12 protein-coding genes are annotated in these 13,452 nt (G+C 72.5%); 8 read left to right on the top strand and 4 right to left on the bottom strand.

The window, feature by feature from the left end; translation table 11 throughout:
- From sucB to ABZV77_RS36550, 4 genes are all read left to right on the top strand, one after another.
- Positions 1-1,038: 2-oxoglutarate dehydrogenase, E2 component, dihydrolipoamide succinyltransferase (sucB, locus tag ABZV77_RS36565; protein WP_356266614.1), on the top strand; the 1,038-nt coding region annotated here is incomplete at its 5' end.
- A gap of 134 nt (positions 1,039-1,172) precedes the next feature.
- The gene (locus tag ABZV77_RS36560; protein ID WP_356266612.1) at positions 1,173-1,796 is read left to right on the top strand and encodes a GntR family transcriptional regulator; all 624 of its coding nucleotides are present in this window, start codon (positions 1,173-1,175) and stop codon (positions 1,794-1,796) included.
- Between the two features lie 287 nt (positions 1,797-2,083).
- The gene (aceE, locus tag ABZV77_RS36555) at positions 2,084-4,780 is read left to right on the top strand and encodes a pyruvate dehydrogenase (acetyl-transferring), homodimeric type (RefSeq protein ID WP_356266611.1); all 2,697 of its coding nucleotides are present in this window, start codon (positions 2,084-2,086) and stop codon (positions 4,778-4,780) included.
- 81 nt (positions 4,781-4,861) lie between these two features.
- Positions 4,862-5,833, top strand: coding sequence for a WYL domain-containing protein (locus tag ABZV77_RS36550; RefSeq protein WP_356266609.1), 972 nt, complete (start codon positions 4,862-4,864; stop codon positions 5,831-5,833).
- On the opposite strand, the gene ABZV77_RS36545 is transcribed toward ABZV77_RS36550, so the two are convergent.
- Positions 5,824-6,750, bottom strand: coding sequence for an SDR family oxidoreductase (locus tag ABZV77_RS36545; RefSeq protein WP_356266607.1), 927 nt, complete (start codon positions 6,748-6,750; stop codon positions 5,824-5,826). The genes ABZV77_RS36550 and ABZV77_RS36545 overlap by 10 nt on opposite strands.
- 134 nt (positions 6,751-6,884) lie before the next feature.
- Between ABZV77_RS36545 and ABZV77_RS36540 the strand changes: the two genes are divergently transcribed.
- Positions 6,885-7,406: a DUF4240 domain-containing protein gene (locus ABZV77_RS36540; RefSeq protein ID WP_356266639.1), complete on the top strand. Its 522-nt coding sequence runs from the start codon at positions 6,885-6,887 to the stop codon at positions 7,404-7,406.
- Between the two features lie 19 nt (positions 7,407-7,425).
- Here the strand turns inward: ABZV77_RS36540 and ABZV77_RS36535 are convergent, their stop codons facing one another.
- Entirely contained in the window at positions 7,426-8,229 is an 804-nt protein-coding gene (locus ABZV77_RS36535) for an SDR family oxidoreductase (protein ID WP_356266605.1), read from the bottom strand.
- A 119-nt stretch (positions 8,230-8,348) separates the two neighbouring features.
- On the opposite strand from ABZV77_RS36535, the gene ABZV77_RS36530 reads away from it, so the two are divergent.
- The gene (locus ABZV77_RS36530) at positions 8,349-9,035 is read left to right on the top strand and encodes a TetR family transcriptional regulator (protein ID WP_356266603.1); all 687 of its coding nucleotides are present in this window, start codon (positions 8,349-8,351) and stop codon (positions 9,033-9,035) included.
- Between the two features lie 41 nt (positions 9,036-9,076).
- Here the strand turns inward: ABZV77_RS36530 and ABZV77_RS36525 are convergent, their stop codons facing one another.
- Both ABZV77_RS36525 and ABZV77_RS36520 read right to left on the bottom strand, forming a co-directional pair.
- On the bottom strand, positions 9,077-10,252 hold the full coding sequence (locus tag ABZV77_RS36525; RefSeq protein WP_356266601.1) for a PP2C family protein-serine/threonine phosphatase: 1,176 nt from the start codon (positions 10,250-10,252) through the stop codon (positions 9,077-9,079).
- 92 nt (positions 10,253-10,344) lie between these two features.
- Positions 10,345-10,833 carry a GNAT family N-acetyltransferase gene (locus ABZV77_RS36520; RefSeq protein WP_356266599.1) on the bottom strand — a complete coding sequence of 163 codons (489 nt, stop codon included), beginning with the start codon at positions 10,831-10,833 and terminating at the stop codon, positions 10,345-10,347.
- Between the two features lie 77 nt (positions 10,834-10,910).
- Here ABZV77_RS36520 and ABZV77_RS36515 point away from each other — a divergent pair, with 77 nt between their 5' ends.
- Together ABZV77_RS36515 and ABZV77_RS36510 are read left to right on the top strand one after the other, a co-directional pair.
- Positions 10,911-11,825, top strand: coding sequence for a TIGR01777 family oxidoreductase (locus tag ABZV77_RS36515; protein ID WP_356266597.1), 915 nt, complete (start codon positions 10,911-10,913; stop codon positions 11,823-11,825).
- Between the two features lie 249 nt (positions 11,826-12,074).
- Positions 12,075-13,439 carry an NAD(P)/FAD-dependent oxidoreductase gene (locus tag ABZV77_RS36510; RefSeq protein WP_356266595.1) on the top strand — a complete coding sequence of 455 codons (1,365 nt, stop codon included), beginning with the start codon at positions 12,075-12,077 and terminating at the stop codon, positions 13,437-13,439.
- Positions 13,440-13,452 lie beyond the last annotated feature (13 nt).

Here is a 13,452-nt window from a genome sequence, read left to right as displayed (position 1 = left end):
CCCGCCGCTCCGGCCGCGCCCGCCGCTGCCGCCCCGGCTCCGGCCAAGCCCGCCGCCCCGGCCCAGCCGGCCCCGGCCGCGCCTGCCGCCCCGGCGCAGGCCACCCCGGCCGACGACGGTGCCTACGTCACCCCGCTGGTGCGCAAGCTCGCCTCCGAGAACGGCGTGAACCTCTCCGAGGTCACCGGTTCCGGTGTCGGCGGCCGCATCCGCAAGCAGGACGTCATCGCCGCCGCCGAGGCCAAGAAGTCGGCCCCGGCCCCGGCCGCCGCTGCCCCGGCCGCCTCGAAGGCCCCGGCCCTGGAGGTCTCCCCCCTCCGCGGCCAGACGGTCAAGATGACCCGCATGCGCAAGGTCATCGGCGACAACATGATGAAGGCGCTGCACTCGCAGGCCCAGCTGACCTCGGTCGTCGAGGTCGACATCACCAAGCTGATGAAGCTGCGCGCCAAGGCGAAGGACTCGTTCGCGGCTCGCGAGGGCGTCAAGCTCTCCCCGATGCCGTTCTTCGTCAAGGCCGCCGCCCAGGCGCTGAAGGCCCACCCGGTCGTCAACGCCCGGATCAACGACGACGAAGGCACCATCACGTACTTCGACTCGGAGAACATCGGCATCGCCGTTGACGCCGAGAAGGGTCTGATGACGCCGGTCATCAAGGGTGCGGGCGACCTGAACATCGCCGGTATCTCGAAGAAGACCGCGGAGCTCGCGGGCAAGGCCCGTGGCGGTGGCCTCACCCCGGACGACATGTCCGGCGCCACCTTCACGATCTCCAACACCGGTTCGCGCGGCGCCCTGTTCGACACGGTCATCGTGCCGCCGAACCAGGCCGCGATCCTCGGCATCGGTGCCACGGTCAAGCGCCCGGTCGTCATCAACCACCCGGACCTCGGCGAGACCATCGCCGTCCGTGACATGACGTACCTGTCGCTCTCCTACGACCACCGTCTGGTGGACGGCGCGGACGCCGCCCGCTACCTGACCGCGGTCAAGGCGATCCTGGAGGCCGGCGAGTTCGAGGTCGAGCTCGGCCTGTAGTCCTGCGGCCCTGAGGCTGTAAGACTCGTCTCATCAGCGCGTACGCCCCCGTTCGGAGGTTTCCGAGCGGGGGCGTCGCCGTATTGTCTAGGGGTCACAACGCCCTGGGGCGCTGCCCCGCCGGAGGAGCCCACATGACCGCGCCCGTTGTTCACTCGCTGCGCGAACAGATCCGCGAGCACATCGTGGAGGGGATCGTCAGCGGGCGCTGGAAGCCGGGCGAGCGCATCGTGGAGCGCCGGATCGCGGTCGAGCTCGAGGTCTCCCAGACCCCCGTCCGTGAGGCGCTGCGCGAGCTGGAGACGCTCCGGCTGATCGAGTCGGCGCCCAACAAAGGTGTACGCGTACGCAATTTGACGGCCGCCGATCTGGAGGAGAGCTACCCGGTCCGGGCGGGCCTGGAGGCCATCGCCGCCGAGCTGGCGGCCGAGCGGCTCGCCGAGGACTGCTCGGCCCTGGAACCCCACGTCGCGGCGCTCTACGAGGCGGACCGGGCCACCGACGGCACGGCCCAGGTGCGGCACACCGTCGGCTTCCACCGCGAGCTGGTGCGGGCCGCGGGCAACTCCGTCCTCCTGCACACCTGGGAGGGCCTCGGCATCGAGGTCTTCACCGCGCTGTCGATCCGCTGGCTGGGCACGGTCCAGCAGTCGTACGCGGAGGAGCACGAGGCCCTGGTCTCCGCCTTCCGGCGCCGGGATCCCGCGATCGCGGACCTGGTCAAGTCCCATGTCCTGGGGTGCGCGCCGCGGGCCTGAGGACTGCGGACGCGGGGCGCTCATCCGTGGTGCCTCGACTCCATACGTGCTCTCACCTGCGTAAACCCTTTAAATCGAAGGCACCGCGTGCCCGCATTGCTGGCACCGGATGCCGACTTTCTCGGTATGAAGGAGTTTTCCCCTTCAACCCTTTGATCGATCATCGATCACGGAGTTAGAGTCTCCGACGGGCTCCCACCCGAGCCTTACGCCCTGTCCTGCCAAGAACCGGGCACCCCCACCCCTTACCGAACAGGGGACCCCCTCCGACTCAGGAAGGCGGCGACATGACCGACCCCTCCGCAATCCAGCCGAGCGAGCTCGACCAGCTCCCGGACCGCGACCCCGAGGAGACCGCCGAATGGCAGGCCTCCCTGGACGCCGTCACCAAGGCGGCCGGGCCGCACCGTGCCGCGTACTTGATGCGCCGCACGCTGGAGCGCGCCGAGGGCGCGGGCCTGGCGCTGCCCAAGCTGCTGGAGACGGACTACGTCAACACCATCCCCACCTCCGCCGAGCCGTCCGTCGACGGTGACGAGGAGATGGAGCGGAAGATCACGGCGTGGAACCGCTGGAACGCGGCCGCCATGGTCACGCGCGGCTCCAAGCACGGCGTCGGCGGCCACATCGCGACCTTCGCGTCCGCGGCCTGGCTGTACGAGACCGGCTTCAACCACTTCTTCAAGGGCAAGGAGGGGGACGGGTCGGGTGACCAGCTGTACATCCAGGGCCACGCCTCCCCCGGCATCTACGCCCGCGCCTTCCTCGACGGCCGTCTGAACGAGGCGCAGCTCGACAACTTCCGGCAGGAGGCGGGCGGCAACGGCCTGCCCTCCTACCCGCACCCGCGCCGCCTGCCCTGGCTGTGGGAGTTCCCGACCGTCTCCATGGGTCTGGGCCCGCTCTCCGCCATCTACCAGGCGCGCTTCAACCGGTACCTCACCAACCGCGGCATCAAGGACGTCTCCGCCTCGCACGTGTGGGCGTTCCTCGGTGACGGCGAGATGGACGAGCCCGAGTCGACGGCGGCCCTCGCACTGGCCGCGCGTGAGGGCCTCGACAACCTCACGTACGTCATCAACTGCAACCTGCAGCGCCTCGACGGCCCGGTCCGCGCCAACTTCCGCGTGGTCCAGGAGCTGGAGGCCCAGTTCCGCGGCGCCGGCTGGAACGTCATCAAGATCATGTGGGGCAACGCCTGGGACGAGCTCTTCCAGCTCGACACCACCGGCGCCCTGGTCCGCCGCCTCCGCGAGGTGCCGGACGCGCAGTTCCAGACGTACGCGACGCGTGACGCCGCCTACATCCGCGAGCACTTCTTCGGTGCCGAGCCCGCACTCGTCGAGCTGGGCAAGCTGCTCAGCGACGACAAGATCAGCGAGTGCTTCCACCTCTCGCGCGGCGGCCACGAGGCCCGCAAGGTCTACGCGGCCTACCGTGCGGCGCTGACCCACAAGGGCGCGCCGACCGTGATCCTCGCGCAGACGGTCAAGGGCTTCACCCTCGGCAAGGGCTTCGAGTCCAAGAACGCCAACCACCAGATGAAGAAGCTCTCGGTGGACGAGTTCAAGGACATGCGCGACCTGCTCGGTCTGCCGATCCCGGACAGCGACTTCGTCGACGGCCAGGTGCCCTACGGCCACCCCGGCGCCGACTCCCCCGAGGTCCGCTACCTCCAGGAGCGCCGTGCCGCGCTCGGCGGTCCCGCCCCGGCCCGCCGCACGCAGCCGCTCGCGCCGCTGCCCGCCCCGGCCGACAAGTCCTTCGCCTCGTTCGACAAGGGCTCCGGCAGCCAGTCGATCGCGACCACCATGGCCTTCGTACGCCTGGTGAAGGACCTCGTACGCGACAAGGAGTCCGGCAAGCGCTGGGTGCCGATCGTCCCCGACGAGGCGCGCACCTTCGGCATGGAGTCGCTCTTCCCGTCGCTCGGCATCTACTCGCCGAAGGGCCAGACGTACGACCCGGTCGACCGCGACCAGCTGATGTACTACAAGGAAGCCAAGGACGGCCAGATCCTCAACGAGGGGATCACCGAGGCCGGTTCGATGGCGGACTTCATCGCCGCGTCCACCGCGTACGCCACGCACGGCGAAGCGATGATCCCGTTCTACATCTTCTACTCGATGTTCGGCTGGCAGCGCACGGCCGACCAGATGTGGCAGCTCGGCGACCAGCTCGGCCGCGGCTTCCTCGTCGGCGCCACCGCGGGCCGCACGACGCTGACGGGTGAGGGTCTGCAGCACGCGGACGGCCACTCGCCGGTGATCGCCGCGACCAACCCGGCCGCGCTGTCGTACGACCCGGCGTTCGCGTACGAGATCGCCGCGATCGTCAAGGAGGGTCTGCGCCGCATGTACGGCGAGGCCCACGAGGGCGAAGACCAGAACGTCTTCTACTACCTCACCGTCTACAACGAGCCGATGCCGCAGCCCGCGAAGCCCGCGGGTGTCGACGAGGGCATCATCAAGGGCCTGTACCGCTTCAACACCGCCGAGACCGCCGGTCTCTCGCCCGCGGCCAACGCCGCGCGCATCCAGCTGATCGGCTCGGGTACGGCCATCCACTGGACCCTCGCCGCGCAGAAGATGCTCGCCGAGGAGTGGGGCGTGGCCGCCGACGTGTGGTCCGCGACGTCCTGGACGGAGCTGCGCCGCGACGCGCTGGAGGCCGACGAGGCCATCCTGCGCGGCGAGGAGCGGACGCCGTTCATCCGTACGGCGCTCGAGGGTGCTCAGGGTCCGGTGCTCGCGGTCTCCGACTACATGCGCCAGGTCCCCGACCAGATCGCGCAGTGGGTCGAGCAGGACTACTCCTCGCTCGGTGCGGACGGCTTCGGTCTCTCCGACACGCGTGACGCCGCCCGTCGCCACTTCGGCATCGACGCGGAGTCGATCGTCGTCGCCACGCTGGCGCAGCTCGCCCGCCGCGGCGAGGTGCCCGCCTCCGCGGTGAAGGAGGCACGGGCCAAGTACGGCCTGTAGCCCTCCGGCTCGACATACGGGTGCGGCCCCTGCCTGACGGCGGGGGCCGCACCCGTATGTGCGCACCGGCATCATGGGGCCATGCGCGCTGCCCGCCTCATCAAGATGGTCCTGCTGCTGCAGGCCCGGCCCGCCATGACCGCCGCCGAGCTGGCCGCCGAGCTCGAGGTGTCCGAGCGGACGATCACCCGCGACGCGCAGGCGCTGTCCGAGGCGGGCGTGCCGGTCTACGCGGACCGGGGGCGCACCGGCGGCTACCGGCTCATCGGCGGCTACCGCACCCGCCTCACGGGGCTCGGCCGCAGTGAGGCGGAGGCCCTGTTCCTGTCCGGGGTGCCGGGCGCGCTGCGGGAGATGGGGCTGGCCGACGCAGCGTCGGCGGCCCGGCTCAAGGTGTCGGCGGCGCTCATGCCCTCGCTGCGGGACGCCTCGCAGAGCGCCTCGCAGCGGTTCCACCTGGACGCCCCCGGCTGGTTCCAGGACACGCCCGCCCCCGAGCTGCTGCCCGCCGTGGCGGACGCGGTGTGGGACGACCGGCGGGTGCGCGCCCGCTACCGCCGCCAGGACACCGAGGTGGAGCGGGAGTTGGAGCCGTACGGGCTCGTGCTGAAGGCGGGTGTCTGGTACCTGTGCGCGCGAGTGCCCGAGTCGGGTGCGTACCGCGTGTACCGCATCGACCGGTTCACCGCGGTCGACGCGGACGAGGAACGGTTCGTGCGGGACGAGGAGTTCGACCTGCCGGGCTTCTGGGACGAGCGGGCCGCGCAGTTCGCGCGGGGGATCCTGCGGGCCGAGGTGGTGGTGCGGCTGACCGAGGCGGGCGTGCGGAGGCTGCCGCACGCCACCGACGCCGTCTCCGTGCGGGAGGCGCTGGAGTCGGCGGGCGAGCCCGACGCGACGGGCCGGGTGACGGTCACGCTGCCCGTCGAGAACGAGGACGTGGCGTACACCCAGCTCCTGTCGCTCGGCCCGGAGGTGGAGGTGGTGGCGCCCGCGGGGCTGCGCGCGCGGTTCGCGGACGCCGCCGCGCGGGCCGCCGAGCTCTACCGGTAGCCGGTGACGTCCGCCTCCTTGCCCGTCTGTTCGACCTCCGCGATGTAGCGCCAGGCGTCCGGAGCGGAGCCGTCCACGTCCGTGAAGCCGTACTCCTTGGCGAGTCCGCCGCTGGAGAGCGAGGCGCCGTTCCAGCGCTTGACGTCGGGGTCGGCGGCGAGTGCGACCAGGGCGCGGCCCACGAACGCCGGCGTCTCGGAGATCGCGAAGTGCGGGTTCTGCTCGCAGCCGTCCTGCCAGTTCTCCTCGGTCACCTTGAAGGCGGTGTCGAGCATGAACTCCGAGCGCAGCCAGCCCGGCGTCAGACAGAGCGCCGTGCAGCCGTACTCCTCGACCTCCTTGGCGAGGTCGTGCGCCATCCGCAGCGGGGCCGCCTTGGCGAGGTCGTAGTAGAAGGGCTTGCGGTAGTTGGCGCGGTTGTACTCCTCGGTGCCGTCGGTGACCTCGACGACCAGGCCGCCGGGGTTCCTGATCAGGAGCGGCAGCGCGTACCTGCTGGTGACGATGTGGGTCTCCATGCCCAGGCGCAGGATGCGCAGCCCCTTGTCGAGGTCGTGCTCCCACATCTTCTTGTCCCACTCGACGTGGACGTCGCCGCCCCAGATGTCGTTGACGAGGATGTCCAGGCGGCCCTGCTCCTGGTCGATGCGCGTGACGAGGGCCTCGACCTGCTCGGGCTCCAGGTGGTCGGTGGGCACGGCGATGCCGCGGCCGCCCGCCGCGTCGACGAGTTCGGCGGTCTCCTCGATGGTCTCGGTGGTGCGGCCGGTCTCGCTGGTGTGGGTGCGGGTGGTGCGGCCCGTCACGTACACGGTGGCTCCGGCGCGGCCGAGCTCCACCGCCATGGCACGGCCCGCGCCGCGGGTGGCGCCCGCGACGAGGGCGATCTTTCCGGTCAGGTTCTGGGTGGTCTCCATGTCTGTGAGGCTTCCACCAAAAGCCGACAACCTCTGTCGGTCTTTCCATGGGCATGTGCACGCATAACGAGACAGCCGCATTCCGGCGCACTCCGCGTGCGCCCCCACCCCGCAGGACCGATGCTGGACCCGTGATGGACGAGACGGAGTTCTGGGAGATCGTGGACCGTACCCGCGAGGCCGCCGGCGGCGACCCCGAGGACCACGCCGAGCTGCTCGTCGAGAGACTGCTGCAGTCCGACCCGGACTCCGTCCTCGACTTCGCCCGCCACTTCGAGGCCCGCTACAACCGCGCCTACCGCTGGGATCTGTGGGGCGCGGCCTGGGTGCTCCTCGGCGGTGCGAGCGACGACGCCTTCGACTACTTCCGGTGCTGGCTGATCGGCCAGGGTCGGGAGGTCTTCGAGGGCGCGGTGCACGACCCGGACTCGCTCGCCGACCTCCTCGACGACTTCGACGAGGAGCTCGACGGCGACGGCGAGGAGCTCGGTTACGCCGCGGACGAGGCGTACGAGCAGCTCACCGGCGTCGTCGCGCCGGACCTCGGCGTCGCGCCCGCCCCGGCCGAGCCGGAGGGCACGTCGATGGACTTCGAGAACGAGTCGGTGATGGCGCAGCGCTACCCGAAGCTCTGGGACCGCTTCATGGAGGACTGACCCCCTCAGCGGACCTGGGTCAGAAGTGCGTGCCGCCGTCGATGCGGACCTCGGTGCCGGTGATGAAGCGGCCGTCGTCCGAGGCGAGCATCGCGACGACGGAGGCGACGGTCTCGGGGCCCGCGAAGCCCTGGCCGAGGGCGGGCGCGAGCTTCACGAACAGGCTCATGTCGGCGTCCTCGGGCAGGCCGGGGCCGACGCTCTGCCTGCTGGCGCCGGAACCGTCGGTCATCCCGGAGGAGATGGAGCCGGGCTGCACGGCGGTGAAACGGACGCCCTGCTTGCCGTACTCGGCGGCGAGGGCGTGCGTCATCGACTGGATGCCGCCCTTGCTCGCCGCGTACGCCGCCATGTACGGGTGGGCGAACGTCGCGGACGTGGAGCTGAAGTTGACGACGGCGGAGCCGTTGCCCCGCAGCAGTGCCGGGATCGCCTCGCGGATCATCAGGAAGGTGCCGGTGAGGTTGACGCCTATGACCTGGTTGAAGGCGTCGAGGGTGGTCTCGTGGGTGTGCGAGGAGCGCAGGATGCCCGCGGCGTTCACGAGGACGTCCAGGCCGCCGAGCGCGTCGGTGGCCGCGGCGACGCCCGCGCGGACCGAGGCCTCGTCCGCGATGTTCACGACGACGGTGGTGAGGCGCTCCGCGTCGGTGCCCGCCTTGGCCACGGTGTCCTTCAGGCCGTCCTCGCTGACGTCGGCGGCGACGACCCTGCCGCCCTCGGCCAGCATGCGCAGCACGGTCGCCTGGCCGATGCCGGAGCCACCGCCGGTGACCAGGGCGCGACGGCCTTCGTAGCGGTTCAGGTTCTGCGTGGCGCTCATGGCGGTCTCCCGGTCTTCTCACGTGTAGTACTTGCGTCCTACACAATACGCCCACATGGCACGTTGTGCCATGTCGTCCAGACATGCCTTCCTGTCGTACTCGACGTAGGCTTCCCCGAGTGAGCACCCAGCCGTCCACCCCGCCCCTCTCCCTCACGGAGCGCCGCAAGCTGGCGACCCAGCTGGAGATCGCACGCGCCGCGGCCGAGCTCTTCACCGCGCACGGGACCGACGGCACGACGGCCGAGGCCATCGCGGCCCGTGCCGGGGTCGCGCTGCGCACCTTCTACCGGTACTTCCGCACCAAGCAGGACGCGGTGGGCCCGCTGCTCGCCGTCGGCGGGGACCGCTGGCGGGCGCTGCTCGCCGCGGCCGAGCCCGGCGCGGCGCTCCCCGACGCCCTGCACGGCGCGATCTCCGAAGCGCTGGCCGTGCCGGACGACACGGCGGCGGACGGGCTGCGGCAGACCCGCGGGCTGCTCCGCGCGGCGGTCGACGACCCGGCGCTGCGGGCGGTCTGGTACCGCGTGAACCAGGAGTCCGAGGACAAGCTGCGTCCTGTCGTCGCGGAGCTCGCGGGCGCGGGAACGGGTGCGGGCGCGGGCGCGGGCGCGGGCCCGGAGCAGCTGGCGGTCCGGGTGGCCGCGGCCGCCGCGACGGCCGCGATCCGGATCGCCCTGGAGACCTGGGCGCAGACGGACGCGGACGTCACGGGCCCGGGGTCCCCCGCGGACCTCGCGGCGCGGTGCCTGCGGGAACTCATGGGCGGGACGGGGCCGCTGACGCGGACCGAGACCCCGGACTGAGGCGAGCGGACTGAGGCGAGCGGACTGAGGCGAGCGGGCCGCTATGCGGCGTCCGGCTGCGGGCGCGGTTCCGGCCTCGGCTCCGGCTGCGGGACCGCCTCCGCCACCGGTCCCGGCGCGAACACCATCAGCGTCACGTCGTCCCGTACGCGCCCCGCGTAGTCGAGCACGTCCGCCCACACGCGCTCCGCGAGCCCGCCCGGCTCCTCCGACAGCGCCGTGTCCGCCCGGAGCATCGCGGTGAGGCGCTCGGTCAGCGGGTAGAACGCGCCGGACGCGTCCCGTGCCTCGCCCACCCCGTCGGTCAGGCCGAGCAGCAGGTCACCGGCGCGCAGCGGCACCGTGAGGCCCTCGGGCGGGGCGAGCCCCGCGATGCCGAGGCCGAGCGGCGCCCCGGACGGCACGTCCAGCTCGGTGACCTCGCAACCGCGGAGCAGCAGGGGCTGCGGGTGCCCGCAGGAGACGATCCGGACGACGGAGGCGTCGTCGGGGAACTCCAGGAGCACCGCCGTCGCGAACAGCTCCGCGTGCTCCTGCCCGGCCGAGTCCACGACGAGTCTGCGGTCCAGCTGGGCGGCGACCCCTTCCAGGTCCGCCCGGTCGAGGACCGCTTCACGGAACGCCCCGAGCAGTGCGGCGACCGTGCCGACGGCCGCGAGCCCGTGCCCCTGCACGTCGCCGATCAGGGCGCGTACTCCGGAGGGCCCCCTGCGTACGTCGAAGAAGTCGCCGCCGACCAGCGTCTCGTGCTGCGCCGCCTCGTAGAGACCCGCGCACCGCACCCTGCCGACCTGCTCCTGCAGCGGTGGCAGGACGGCGAGCTGGGCCGCCTCGGCGACCGTGCGGACCGTGACGAGCTGGGCCTCACGGCGGCTGCGCACCCAGGCGAAGAGCACGCTGAGCAGCGCGATGAAGCTGATCGTCAGCTCGTCGCTGTTGCCCGGGTGGCCGAGGTCGAAGACCGGCAGGGAGAGGAGCGCGAGCACGACGGCGCCGACGAGGGCGGTCAGGGCGGGCCCGTACGACAGGGCGGCGAGCGGCGGGACGGCCGCGATCAGGAAGCTGAGGTCCAGCGTTCTCGGGGTGAGCAGCTGGACGAGGGTGATCGCGAGCAGGAGCAGCGGCGGGGGCCAACGCACCCAGGGCGGCGGCGGCGTGCCGCGCAGCAGCCAGTCGCGCTGGTCCGCCTCGCGCCGTCTGGCCTCAGCCCTGATCATCTCTTCACGCTCCTACGCGCACGGCGCCCCCGCACGCCGGGCCGGTCCGTCGGGTGCCGCACACCCGGCGGACCGGGCTCGTCGAGGGCGGGTCAGAGGGGGCGTCCCATGAGGACGTCGTCGACGTACGCGCCCTCCAGCAGGAACTCGCCGGGCAGCACGCCCTCGATGACGAAGCCCTCCGCCTCGTAGAGCTTGCGGGCCGGAGTGTTGTGGCCGAGCACGCGCAGGGTGATCCGGACCGCGCGCTGGCGGCGGGCCTCGTCCATGGCCGCCCGGATCAGCCGTCTGCCGATGCCGCGGCCGCGGACCTCCTCGGCGACGGCGAAGCCCTGGATCTGGCGCACGTGCGCGTTGGCGAGCAGGGGGGTGGGGTAGCCGAGCTTCACATAGCCGACGAGCCGCCCTTCCACCTCGGCGACCAGGTGGTCATGGGGCCCGAAGCGGTCGTCGAAGAAGGGGTCGTACGGAGGCTGGGGGCGGGGCTGGACCGCGTGGAGCGTGGACCAGGTGGCGCGGTCGAGACGGGCGAGGGCGTCGTCGTCCTCGTGCAGTGCGGTGCGTATGTGCAAGTCCGGCATGGCGCCACTGTACGGCGGCGGGGCGCGCGCCACCCCGGGTCTGCGGGGCAGGCACGTTCCCGGTTCCACGGGGCAGGATGGGGGCCATGGAAACCACACAGTCGCGCGTCGCCGTGGCGGGCGCCTCCGGGCTCATCGGTACGGCGCTCACGCGCTCCCTCGCCGCCGACGGGCACGAGGTGGTGCGTCTGGTGCGCAGGGCGCCCCGCTCCAAGGACGAGGTGCGCTGGGACCCCAAGGAGCGGTACGTCGACACGGCCGGGCTCGCGGGCTGCTCCGCGGTGGTCAATCTCGCCGGTGCGGGCATCGGCGACCACCGCTGGACGGCCGCCTACAAGCGGGAGCTGCGGGACAGCAGGGTGCTCGGCACGGAGACGCTCGCCACCGCCGCGGCGTCGCTGGACGAGCCGCCGCGGGTGTTCGTGAACGCCAGCGCGATCGGCTACTACGGAGACACGGGTCAGCGCGCGGTCGACGAGAGCGCCCCTGCCGGGGAGGGTTTCCTGCCCTCGCTGTGCGTGGAGTGGGAGGACTCGGCCGCCGCCGCGCGGGATGCCGGGATCCGGACCGTGCTGGCCCGCAACGGCCTGGTGATCGGCCGGGAGGGCGGGGCCTGGGGCCGTCTCTTCCCGCTCTTCAAGGCGGGGCTCGGCGGCCGTCTCGGCAACGGCAGGCAGTACTGGAGCTACATCTCCCTGCACGACGAGGTGGCCGCGCTCCGGCACCTGATCGACACGGAGACGCTGTCCGGGCCCTTCAACCTCACGGCGCCCGAGCCGCTCACCAACCGTGAGGTGACGGCCGCGATGGGGCGGGTGCTGCACCGGCCCGCTCTCCTGCCCGCGCCCGCACCCGCGCTGCGGCTGGTGCTCGGGGAGATGGCGGGGGACGTCCTCGGCAGCCAGCGGGTGCTGCCGACCCGGCTCCTGGACTCCGGCTTCGCCTTCGCGTTCCCCGCCATCGACGAGGCGATCAGGGCCGCGCTGCGGTGAACCCCCGGAGCGCCCCGGAGAGCCCCGGCGGGCCCCGGAGGGGGCGCAGTCTCCGGCGTACGCCCTTGACAGAAAGCGATCGATTTCCTTTCGCAGCATGACCACTGTGCGACCTACGTGCGACCGTGCCCGGTTCGTGCGCGACTGCCTCTGACCGGAACCGCTCCTACCCTCGTGCCCAACGCGGGTATTCGGAGCCCTGTTGGGGGCATCAGCACCTCACCAGCCGCGCGACCTCGGGAGGGGCACGTGCCAGAGCATGCGCACCATGCGGATGTCGTCATCGTGGGAGCCGGGGCCGCGGGGCTCTCGGCAGCACATCGGCTGACCAGCGCCGGTGTAACGACCGTCGTCCTGGAAGCCGCCCCTTACGTCGGCGGCAGAATGTCGACCGAGAAGGTCGACGGGTTCCGGCTGGACAGGATCGGCCAGCTCCTCACCACCTCGTATCCGGAACTGCGCCGGACCCCGGGGCTCGACTCCCTCGTGCTGCGCCCCTTCGCGCCGGGCCTCCTGGTGCACAGCGAAGGGCGCCACCACCGGGCGGCCGAGCGCCTGCCCGCACGGAGCGCAAGGGGCGCACTCACTACGGCACGCGCCCTGGCAAGCGCCCCCCTCGGTCCGCTGGCCGCACGGGCGCCCGGGAGGGCCGCCTCCGGCACACCCCCTCGCCCCGCCCCGCTCGGCACGCCGCTCGACCAGGCCCGGCTCGGCACCGCCCTGGCCCGCCTCGCCGCGACGCCCGTCGACCGCCTCCTCACCCGGCCCGAACTCCCCGCGGCGGACGCCCTCTTCGCCCGCGGACTACCCTCCCGCACCATCGACGGATTCCTGCGCCCGCTGCTCTCCGCGCTGCTCTGCGACCCGGGCCTGACCACGTCGAGCCGGTGCGCTGACCTCGCCCTGCACGCCTTCGCGCGCGGCCGCCTCTGCCTGCCCGAGGGCGGCGCCGAAGTCCTGCCGGAGCGCCTCGCGGCCACTCTGCCGCCCGGCGTGGTCCGCACCGGCGTCCGCGTCACCTCGGTCTCCACGAGCTCCGTCGGGACCGCCGAGCACGGCGACTTCCCGTGCCGCGCCGTCCTCCTGGCCACCGACGCGCGCGCCGCCGCCGAGCTCCTTCCCGGCCTGCGCGTACCGCCGTTCCACGAGGTGACGGTGGTCCACCACGCCGCGCCCGAACCGCCGCTCGACGGACCCGCGCTGCTCCTGGACGCGGACCGCGCGGGCCCGGTCGCGCACACGGCGGTCATCAGCCAGGTGGACCCGTCGCGCGCACCCGCAGGCCGGGTCCTCGTCTCCTCGACCGTCCTCGGCCCGCCGCCGGAGGAGTCCGCCGTCCGCGCGCACCTCGCCGCGCTGTACGGCACGCCGACCGACCGCTGGGAGCAACTGGCCGTCCACCACACCCGTGAGGCCGTCCCCGCGATGCCGCCCCCGCACGACATCCGGCGGCCCGTGCGCCTGCTCTCCGGGCTCTACGTCTGCGGGGACCACCGGGACACCAGCACGGTCCAGGGCGCCCTGCACTCGGGGCGGCGCGCGGCCCACGCCGTCCTCACGGACTTCGGCATCGCCCCCTCGTACACCCAGGAGACGCTGCCCACCGCAGCCTGACTCATCCGATCTA

The sequence above is a fragment of the Streptomyces sp. NPDC004732 genome, assembly GCF_040609235.1.
Classification (GTDB): Bacteria; Actinomycetota; Actinomycetes; order Streptomycetales; family Streptomycetaceae; genus Streptomyces.
The sequence above is the reverse complement of the archived record's forward strand: the minus strand, read 5'-3'. Positions and strand labels throughout refer to the sequence as shown.

Coding starts and splice junctions, on each gene's coding strand:
- ABZV77_RS36550 (WP_356266609.1), top strand. CDS start 4,862: ATGCGCGCTGCCCGCCTCATCAAGATGGTCCTGCTGCTGCAGGCCCGG.
- ABZV77_RS36520 (WP_356266599.1), bottom strand. CDS start 10,833: ATGCCGGACTTGCACATACGCACCGCACTGCACGAGGACGACGACGCC.
- ABZV77_RS36545 (WP_356266607.1), bottom strand. CDS start 6,750: ATGGAGACCACCCAGAACCTGACCGGAAAGATCGCCCTCGTCGCGGGC.
- ABZV77_RS36515 (WP_356266597.1), top strand. CDS start 10,911: ATGGGGGCCATGGAAACCACACAGTCGCGCGTCGCCGTGGCGGGCGCC.
- ABZV77_RS36540 (WP_356266639.1), top strand. CDS start 6,885: ATGGACGAGACGGAGTTCTGGGAGATCGTGGACCGTACCCGCGAGGCC.
- aceE (WP_356266611.1), top strand. CDS start 2,084: ATGACCGACCCCTCCGCAATCCAGCCGAGCGAGCTCGACCAGCTCCCG.
- ABZV77_RS36525 (WP_356266601.1), bottom strand. CDS start 10,252: ATGATCAGGGCTGAGGCCAGACGGCGCGAGGCGGACCAGCGCGACTGG.
- ABZV77_RS36560 (WP_356266612.1), top strand. CDS start 1,173: ATGACCGCGCCCGTTGTTCACTCGCTGCGCGAACAGATCCGCGAGCAC.
- ABZV77_RS36535 (WP_356266605.1), bottom strand. CDS start 8,229: ATGAGCGCCACGCAGAACCTGAACCGCTACGAAGGCCGTCGCGCCCTG.